Annotated in this window: 8 protein-coding genes; 4 read left to right on the top strand and 4 right to left on the bottom strand. The window is 73.1% G+C overall.

The genetic code is table 11. The features are described from left to right. Positions 1-115: 115 nt before the first annotated feature. The 3 genes from AB0B97_RS21940 to AB0B97_RS21930 form a co-directional block, all read right to left on the bottom strand. A complete protein-coding gene (locus AB0B97_RS21940; RefSeq protein ID WP_357495965.1) occupies positions 116-598 on the bottom strand; it encodes a helix-turn-helix transcriptional regulator in 483 nt (160 codons plus the stop codon). Between the two features lie 61 nt (positions 599-659). Next, positions 660-1619 (bottom strand): ATP-dependent DNA ligase, encoded by a 960-nt coding sequence (locus tag AB0B97_RS21935; protein WP_357495964.1) that lies wholly within the window; start codon positions 1617-1619, stop codon positions 660-662. After that, entirely contained in the window at positions 1616-3133 is a 1518-nt protein-coding gene (locus AB0B97_RS21930; RefSeq protein WP_357495962.1) for an MFS transporter, read from the bottom strand. The genes AB0B97_RS21935 and AB0B97_RS21930 overlap by 4 nt, the downstream gene beginning before the upstream one ends. 75 nt (positions 3134-3208) lie before the next feature. On the opposite strand from AB0B97_RS21930, the gene AB0B97_RS21925 reads away from it, so the two are divergent. The 3 genes from AB0B97_RS21925 (at position 3209) to AB0B97_RS21915 (ending at position 6541) form a co-directional block, all read left to right on the top strand. After that, positions 3209-3643, top strand: a complete 435-nt coding sequence (locus AB0B97_RS21925; protein ID WP_357495960.1) for a helix-turn-helix domain-containing protein — start codon at positions 3209-3211, stop codon at positions 3641-3643. A gap of 100 nt (positions 3644-3743) precedes the next feature. Continuing rightward, entirely contained in the window at positions 3744-4295 is a 552-nt protein-coding gene (locus tag AB0B97_RS21920) for a helix-turn-helix domain-containing protein (protein ID WP_357495958.1), read from the top strand. A 35-nt stretch (positions 4296-4330) separates the two neighbouring features. Next, positions 4331-6541 (top strand): MMPL family transporter, encoded by a 2211-nt coding sequence (locus AB0B97_RS21915; protein WP_357495956.1) that lies wholly within the window; start codon positions 4331-4333, stop codon positions 6539-6541. Between the two features lie 135 nt (positions 6542-6676). Here AB0B97_RS21915 and AB0B97_RS21910 read toward each other — a convergent pair whose 3' ends face one another. Continuing rightward, complete coding sequence (locus AB0B97_RS21910) at positions 6677-7933, bottom strand: erythromycin esterase family protein (RefSeq protein WP_234585927.1); 1257 nt, start codon at positions 7931-7933, stop codon at positions 6677-6679. A 100-nt stretch (positions 7934-8033) separates the two neighbouring features. On the opposite strand from AB0B97_RS21910, the gene AB0B97_RS21905 reads away from it, so the two are divergent. After that, a complete protein-coding gene (locus tag AB0B97_RS21905) occupies positions 8034-8225 on the top strand; it encodes a DUF2795 domain-containing protein (protein ID WP_234585931.1) in 192 nt (63 codons plus the stop codon). Positions 8226-8229 lie beyond the last annotated feature (4 nt).

The raw sequence follows: 8229 nt of genomic DNA, 5'->3' as shown, positions 1-8229 counted from the left end.
CGGGGGGGCGGGGGGGGGGTGGGTGGCTGTGCTCTTGTTGCACCTCTGCGGGGGGGGGGGGGGGGCCGGGGGGGGGGGGCGGCGGGCCCCCCCGCCCCCCCCCGACCCGTGGCAGTCACGCTAGGGGTGGTGGCGTGACATGCGCTTCTCGATTCCTGACCGGTCTGGTCACCTGCTTCGCCGTGCACGACGGCAGGCCGGCCGTCGCGAGCGCCGCCTCCCGCCGGTAGGTGCTGGGCGGCACCCCGACCAACTCGGTGAAGCGGGTGCTGAAGGTGCCGAGCGACGAGCAGCCGACTGCGAAACAGACATCGGTGACGCTCAGGTCGCCGCGACGCAGCAGCGCCATGGCGCGCTCCACGCGCCGGGTCATCAAATAGCTGTACGGAGATTCGCCGTAGGCGAGCCGGAACTCCCGACTGAGGTGCCCGGCCGACATGTGGACGCCCCGGGCGAGCGCCTCGACGTCCAGGGGCTGCGCGTACTCCCGGTCGATGCGGTCGCGGACGCGGCGCAGCCGCGCGAGATCGCTCAGGCGCTGGCTCTCGGCGGATCGGCTGGTCACCTGGAAAATCGTGCCACAGACCCCCGACGACATGGGACCGCCGAAGGCGGCGTGCCGTCGCTGATCGGCGCGGCAGGGCGGGGTACGCGTACCGTCAGCTGGTTTCACGGCGGGCGCGGGCCCGGCGCTTGCCCTCGTGCATGGCCTGCACCCGGGCCACCGGGATGGTCCGGCCCTGGGCGACCAGGTCGGCGGGGAGCGCCTGCGGCGCCGGCATCAGCGCCGCCCACGGGTCGGTCCCGTCGAGCAGCGACGGCACCGTCGCGATGGTGAAGTCCGCAGGGGTCACCTCGGTCAGGTCGGACCAGTCGACCGGGAAGGAGACCGGCAGTCCGGGCCGCAGTCGCGGGCTGTACGCGGCCACGACCGTCGCCCCGCCGGCGCGGGTGGCGTCCACGAAGACCTTCCCGCCCCGGTCTTCCTTGATGTACGCCGTCGTGGCCAGCGCCGGGTCGAGCCGCTCGGCGCGGACGGCGAGCGCCCGGGTGGCGGCGGCCAGCTCCTCCGCTGTGGGCTCACCCGTCACCGGGACGAAGACGTGGACGCCCTTGGCGCCGCTGGTCTTGACGGCCCCGGCGAGGCCGGCGTCGGCGAGCGCCTGGCGGACCAGCAGGGCGGCGCCGACGGCAGCGCGGAACCCGTCGCCCTCGGGCGGGTCGAGGTCGAGCACCAGGTGCGTCGGTCGGTGCAGGTCGGCCGCCGTGGCCAGCGTCGGGTGGTACTCGACGGCCCGCTGGTTGGCGAACCAGAGCAGGGTACGCCGGTCGTCGCAGAGGGCGTACGAGATCTCCCGGTGCGACGCCTCGGCCCAGACCGGCACCCGGCGGACCCACTCCGGGGTGTAGCGGGGCAGGTTCTTCTGCATGAAGGGCGGCTGGCCGGGGCGGACCCGGATCACCGACAGCGGCCGGTCCCGCAGCTGCCCGATGAGCGGCTCGCGCACCGCGTCGAGGTAGTCGACCAGGTCACGTTTGGTCGCGCCGTTCCGGTCGAACAGCGGCTGGTCCAGGTTGGTCAGGGCCACGCCGTCGCGGGTCTCGTCAGCCTCACTCACCCGATCACCCTGGCGGCCTCGGCGTCGTCGGTCAACCGGACGCGGCGCTTGGACACCGAACGATTCCGCTGCCCGCCGTCGTCGACCGGCGCGTCGACGTCGGGCCGCCGGCCGGCCGGGTGGCGGGGCAGCGTGCCCAGCGCCACCAGCAACGCCGCGAGCACCAGACCGGCGGCCACGGCGTACGCGACCCGGTAGCCGCCGGCCAGCGCCACCGCCTCGGCCCGGCCGGCGGCCCGCAGGCCGTCGCTGCGGGCCGCGGCCAGGGTCGCCAGCGCGGCCAGGCCGACCGCCCCGCCGACCTGCTGGGTGGTGTTGGCCAACCCGGACGCCAGCCCGGCGTCGGCGTCGGTCGCGCCGACCATGGCCAGTGTGGTGACCGACGGCAGGGTCAGGCCGCCGGCCACTCCGAAGACCACCAGAGCGGGGAGTACGTCGGGGAGGTAGCTGCCGTCGGCGGGCAACCGGGCCAGCAGCAGGAAGCCGACGGTCGCGAGGCTCAACCCGGCCAGCAGCACGTTGCGGGCGCCCCACCGCCCGATCAGCCGACCGGCCAGGCCGAGCGACACCACGGCGATCACCACCGGGGTGGGCAGGAAGGCCCAGCCGGTGGCCGCCGCGTCCAGCCCGAGCACGAGTTGCAGCTCGACGGCGAGCAGGAACTGGAAACCGAAGAACGCGGCGACCACGAGGAACTGCGCCGCGTTGGCCGCCACCAGGCCCGGCACCCGCAGCACCCGCGCCGGCAGCAGCGGGGTCGCCGCCACCTGCTGGCGTACGGCGAAACCGCCGAGCAGCAGCGCCGCGAGCACCGCCGCCCCGAGGGTCCGCGGACTGGTCCAGCCGTGCTCACCGGTCCCCACGATGCCCAGCACGGCGGCCATCAGGCCGGCGGTGGCGAGCAGGGCTCCGGGCAGGTCGAGGCCGGCCCGCAGGCCGATGCCCCGTTCGGCGGGGAGTTGGCGGACGGCGGCGAGCAGGATCGCGGCCCCGATCGGCAGGTTCACCAGGAAGATCGAACGCCAGCCGGCCAGCTCGGTGAGCACCCCGCCGGCGACCGTGCCGATCGTGGCGCCGGCCGCCCCGGTGAAGCTGAAGACGGCGATGGCGCGGGCCCGCTCGACCGACTCGGGATAGAGCCGGACGATCATGCCGAGGCTGACCGCCATGGCGAGCGCGCCGCCGACGCCCTGGCCGAACCGCGCGGCGACGAGCAGGGCCGGTCCGGTGGCCGTCGCGCAGGCCAGCGAGGCGAGGGTGAACAGCACGACGCCGGCCAGGAAGACCCGACGTCGGCCGAGCAGGTCGCCCAGGCGGCCGGCGAGCAGCAGCAGCCCGCCGAACGCCACCAGGTAGGCGTTGACCACCCAGGCCAGTCCGGCGGCGGTGAAGCCCAGGTCGCGTTGCACGGAGGGCAGGGCCACCGACACGACACTGCCGTCGAGGATGATCATCAGGCTGCCGGCGCAGAGCACGAGCAGGGCCGGCCAGCGGGCCGGGTCGGTACGGTTCATCGCACGCCTCCTTGGTGCACGGTTTGTTACCGACGTCATCGTCTGTGACCATGAGCCGGAGCGGAAGGAGGCACTGTGATGTCCCAGAGGAACAGCGATGTGTCCGCCCAGGTCGAGGCGGAGTTCACCTGCGCCGCCGGGAACGTGCCGTTCACCCCCGGGCAGGCCCGGGCGTGCACCGTCCGCGAGGTGCTGGACCGGGTCGGCGGCAAGTGGAGCATCGGCATCCTGGTGGCCGCGTCGAACGGCCCGGTGCGCTTCACCGAGTTGGAGCGGCACATCGAGGGCATCAGCCGCCGGATGCTCACCCTGACCCTGCGCAACCTGGAGCGCGACGGCCTGCTGCACCGCACGGTCTATCCGACCGTCCCGCCGAAGGTGGAGTACACGGCCACGCCGATGGCGCTGGAGCTGTACGAGTCGCTGGTGGCGCTGACCAGTTGGGCCGAACGGCACCGCCGCGCCATCGCCGAGGCGCGGACCAGGTACGACACCGAGCACGCCGGCTAAACCGGAACGCGGTGTGGGGAACGCCACCACCTCTTTCTGACCGATCGGTCAGGGTCTGACCGATCGGTCAGGCATGCTGGTTCACGGAGGTGGACCGGTGATGGCCAGAGCGGTGTCCGAGACGCACGGCGAGATCCTCGCCGCAGCGGCGCGACGGTTCGCGGTGACCGGCTACCGGGGCACCTCGTTGCAGGACATCGCCCGCGAGGTCGGCTGCTCCAAGGCCACCGTGCTCTACCACTTCGCCAACAAGGAAGCCCTGCTCGCCGAACTGATGGCACCCGCGATCGGCGTGCTGCGCGACCTCGACGACCAGCTCGCCGGCCGGACCGGCGCGGCCGCCCAGGAACTCGCCGCGGCGGGCTTCGTCGACCTCGCCGTCCGGTTCCGGCGGGAGATCGCGGTGCTGCGCGGCGAGTTCCCCGAGCTGCTGTGCCAGCCGGCGTTCGCGCACATCCAGGAGATCTCCGACCGGCTGCGCGACGCGTTGGCCGGGCACTCCGACCGACCGGGCGCCCGGATCGCCGCGCTGGTGCTGCTGGCCGGCATCTCCGAGGCGTGCGCCGAGTTCGCCGACATCCCCGACGACGAACTGCGCGCCGCCCTGCTCGCCCTCGTGCGGCGGGCCGTCGAACCCGTCGACGCACCCTGACCCACCCACCCACGACCCGAGGACAAGGACTCCTGATGGCCACCCTGCTCTACCGGCTCGGCCGGGGCGCGTTGCGCCGGCGACGACTCGTCGTCGCGCTCTGGCTCGTCGTACTCGTCGGCGCCGGCCTGGCCGCGGCGACCCTGCGCGGCCCGACGGCGAGCAACTTCACCATGCCCGGCACCGAGAGCCAGCGCGCGCTCGACCTGCTCGCCGAGCAGTTCCCCGCGGCCAGCGGCGCGACCGGCACCATCGCGGTCAAGGCGCCCGGAGACGGCCAACTCGGCACGCCACAGGGTCAGGCCGTGGTGCAGGAGCTGGTCCAGCAGGCCGGGACGCTGCCCGGCGTGGTCGGTGCGGTCAACCCGCTCCAGGTCGGCGCGGTCTCGCCCGACGGCCGGTACGCGCTGGTCCAGGTCCAGTTCGCCACCGGCGCGGACGAGGTGACCGACGACCAGAAGGCCGCGTACGAAGAGGTCGGCGCGGCGGCGAAGGCACAGGGTTGGCAGGTCGCCCCGGGCGGCGAGGTGCTGGGCGGCGAGCCGGAGATCGGCTCGACCGAGGCGCTCGGCGTCGTGGTCGCCGCGATCGTCCTGATCATCACCTTCGGCTCGTTGGTGGCCGCCGGGATGACCATGCTCAACGCGCTGATCGGCGTGGGCGCCGGCATGGCCGGACTGTTCGCGCTGAGTGGCGTCGTCGAGTTGACCAGCACGGCGCCGATCCTGGCGCTGATGCTCGGCCTCGCCGTCGGCATCGACTACTCGCTGTTCATCACCTCCCGGCACCGGCAGAACCTGCTCGACGGCCTGCCCCCGGACGAGGCCGTCGGCCGGGCCGTGGGCACCGCCGGCTCCGCAGTCGTCTTCGCGGGCGCCACAGTCGTCATCGCGCTCGCCGGCCTGGCCGTGGTGGACATCCCGTTCCTCACCGTGATGGGTCTCGCCGCCGCCGGCACCGTCACCGTGGCCGTGCTCGTCGCCATCACCCTCGCGCCGGCGCTGCTCGGCTTCGCCGGACGTCGGGTCCTCCCCCGCCGGCTGCGCACCGTCTCCACCGACGAGACCGCTGCCTCCGACGACGCACCGACCACCGAGACCAACGCCGCCACCGAGGACCAGTCCCGGTTCGGCTTCCGCTGGGCGCGGTTCGTCACGCGGTTCCGCGTACCCGTCATCCTGGTCGGCCTGCTCGGCCTGGGGCTGCTCGCGCTGCCCACGCCGGACATGCGACTGGCGCTTCCGGACGCGTCGACGGCGGCCGTCGGCTCGCCGGCCCGGGTGTCGAACGACCTGATCACCGAGGGCTTCGGCGCGGGCTTCACCGGCCGACTGGCGGTCGTCGTCGCCGGTGACTCGCCGCAGGCCACCTCGGCCGCCGTGCCGCAGGTCACCGCGCTGCTCCAGCGCACCGAGAACGTGCTCGCGGTGGCGCCCGCCCAGCTCAGCCCGGACGGCCGGACGGCGCTGCTCGGCGTCGTGCCGAAGACCGGCCCGACCGACGAGGCCACCGAGACGCTGGTGCACGACATCCGGGACTCGGTGGGCGGGATCCGCGACGCGGACGTGCTGCTCACCGGCGTCACCGCGATCGGCATCGACGTGTCCGAGAAGCTCTCCGACGCGCTGCCGGTCTACCTGCTGCTGGTGGTGGGGCTCTCGGTCCTGCTGCTGATGCTGGTGTTCCGCTCGCTGCTGGTGCCGGTCAAGGCCGCGCTGGGCTTCCTGCTCACCGTCGCCGCCACGTTCGGCATCACGGTGGCGGTGTTCCAGCAGGGGCACCTCGCCGACCTGGTGGGCCTGGACACGCCCGGCCCGCTGATCAGCTTCCTGCCGATCCTGCTCATCGGCATCCTGTTCGGGCTCGCGATGGACTACGAGGTGTTCCTGGTTTCCCGGATGCGCGAGGACTTCGTGCACGGCGAGACCGCCCGGCAGGCCACGATCAGCGGCATGGGGCACGGCGCCCGGGTGGTCACCGCCGCCGCGTTGATCATGATCTCGGTGTTCGGGGGCTTCGTCTTCCTCGACGACCCGGTGATCAAGTCGATGGGCTTCGCGCTGGCCATCGGCGTGGCGATCGACGCCTTCGTGGTCCGGATGACCATCGTCCCGGCCGTGATGTCCCTGCTCGGTGACCGCGCCTGGTGGCTGCCCCGCTGGCTCAACCGGGCCCTGCCCAACGTGGACATCGAGGGCGAAGGCCTGCGCGAACACCTGACCGAGGCAACCCCGACCCGGGTCTGACCTGACCCACCTCGCGGTCGATCATGGAGTTGCGGTGCCCGTTGGACCCCGTTTGGGAGCCTTCGTCCGGCACCACAACTCCATGATCGACCCGCCCGGGCGCGGCGGTGGCGGGGCCTCGGCGCGGCGGGGTTTTTACACGCCGGCTGGGTATGTCTCCATTTCGCCGGGGACGGCGGGGACCGCCAGCGGATGCAGGGCCGTCGTCTCGTCGCACCAGATGAAGGCGTCGTAGCGGTCGCCCAGCCGGGTCGGCACGTAGTTGCCCCACGACTCGAAGGACGGGTCGTAGACCACCCCGATCGCCCGGTGATCAGCCGGTTCGGTGACCCAGCCCGGCTGGTCGTCGCCGCCAAAGACGAGCACCGCCCGCTCCGGCATCAGCTCGTGCAACCGCCGCTCCACCGAACCCTCCCGCGCCGGCGGCACCACCATCGCCTCCGACGGCGAGCCCCAGCGGGGAGCGGCGATCACCGTGCCCCGGTAGGTGCCGAACCCGACCAACGCCACCGCGTCGTCGCCGTGCCGCTCGCGGGCCAACTGACCGATGTTGACCATGCCGTCGGCGGCCATATCGGTGGCCCGCGCATCCCCCACGTGCGTGTTGTGCGCCCAGACGATCCCGCGGGCGTCCGGGCCGTAGCGTTGCAGCAGCCGGTCCAGGGTGTCCTGCATGTGGGTGTCGCGGATGTTCCACGAGTCCGGTCCGCCGGCCACCATCGCCCGGTAGTAACGCTCCGCGCCGGCCACCACCTCCGCGTTCTGCCAGGCAGAGAAGCGGTCCGGGCCGTCCGACATGGCCTGTTCCCGGGTACGCGCCAGCAGCCGCACGACCTCCTCCTCGCAGCGGGCCGAGACGAAGCGGCTGGCCGCGCCGTACTCCTCGACCCGCTTGCCGTACGGCTCGAAGCACCGGTACGCGTCCTGCGCCGCCTCCAGCGAGGTCGGGTCCTCCTCCCCCAGGTAGTCGAAGATCGCCTGCATCGACTCCCAGAGGCTGTACACGTCGAGCCCGTGGAAGCCCGCCCGCCCGTCCTGGGGCCGCTCCAGGTTCCACGCCCGCAGCCAGCGACAGAACCGGGCCACCTCGGCGTTCGCCCACATCCAGGTCGGCCACCGTTCGAAGCGCTCCAGCGCCGTCTGTGGATCGAGGGCCCCGCCCGGCGCGGCGGTGACCGAGCGGTGCACCCGGTCGCAGTCCGGCCAGTCGCCCTCCACTGCCACGAACGAGAAGCCGCACTCCGCGATCAGCCGACGGGTGAGCTGCTCGCGCAGCCGGTAGTAGTCGTAGCTGCCGTGGGTGGACTCGCCGATCATCACCACCCGGGCGTCCCGGACGCGCTCCAGCAACGGGTCGAAGTCGCTCGGTGCGCCGAGCCGCTGAACCAGCATGGCAGCGGCTACCCGGCGGTCGCGCCGACAAACCGTCGGCGCGTCGCCCACCGACACGCCGTGAGCGTGTACGGGAGCGGCGAGCGGGTAGCCGAACGGCATGACCGTCACCGGCGTGCAATTGCAGGAGTACCTGGCCGGGCTCGACTACCCGGTCTCCCGCGAGGACCTCGTCCGTTGGGGGCAGGAGAACGGGGCCAGCACGGCCATGTTGCAGATGTTGCAGGCGTTGCCGGCCGAACAGTTCGAGTCGCCGGCCGAGCTGAGCGAGGCGCTGACCACCCTCGCCTGACCGA

It is taken from the genome of Micromonospora sp. NPDC049004, assembly GCF_040649315.1.
In the GTDB taxonomy this organism is placed as follows: Bacteria; Actinomycetota; Actinomycetes; order Mycobacteriales; family Micromonosporaceae; genus Micromonospora.
The sequence above is the reverse complement of the archived record's forward strand: the minus strand, read 5'-3'. Positions and strand labels throughout refer to the sequence as shown.

Bases quoted from the DNA above. Each gene is read 5' to 3' on its own strand.
- AB0B97_RS21940 (WP_357495965.1), bottom strand. From the start codon at position 598: ATGTCGTCGGGGGTCTGTGGCACGATTTTCCAGGTGACCAGCCGATCC.
- AB0B97_RS21930 (WP_357495962.1), bottom strand. From the start codon at position 3,133: ATGAACCGTACCGACCCGGCCCGCTGGCCGGCCCTGCTCGTGCTCTGC.
- AB0B97_RS21920 (WP_357495958.1), top strand. From the start codon at position 3,744: ATGGCCAGAGCGGTGTCCGAGACGCACGGCGAGATCCTCGCCGCAGCG.
- AB0B97_RS21915 (WP_357495956.1), top strand. From the start codon at position 4,331: ATGGCCACCCTGCTCTACCGGCTCGGCCGGGGCGCGTTGCGCCGGCGA.
- AB0B97_RS21910 (WP_234585927.1), bottom strand. From the start codon at position 7,933: ATGCTGGTTCAGCGGCTCGGCGCACCGAGCGACTTCGACCCGTTGCTG.
- AB0B97_RS21905 (WP_234585931.1), top strand. From the start codon at position 8,034: ATGACCGTCACCGGCGTGCAATTGCAGGAGTACCTGGCCGGGCTCGAC.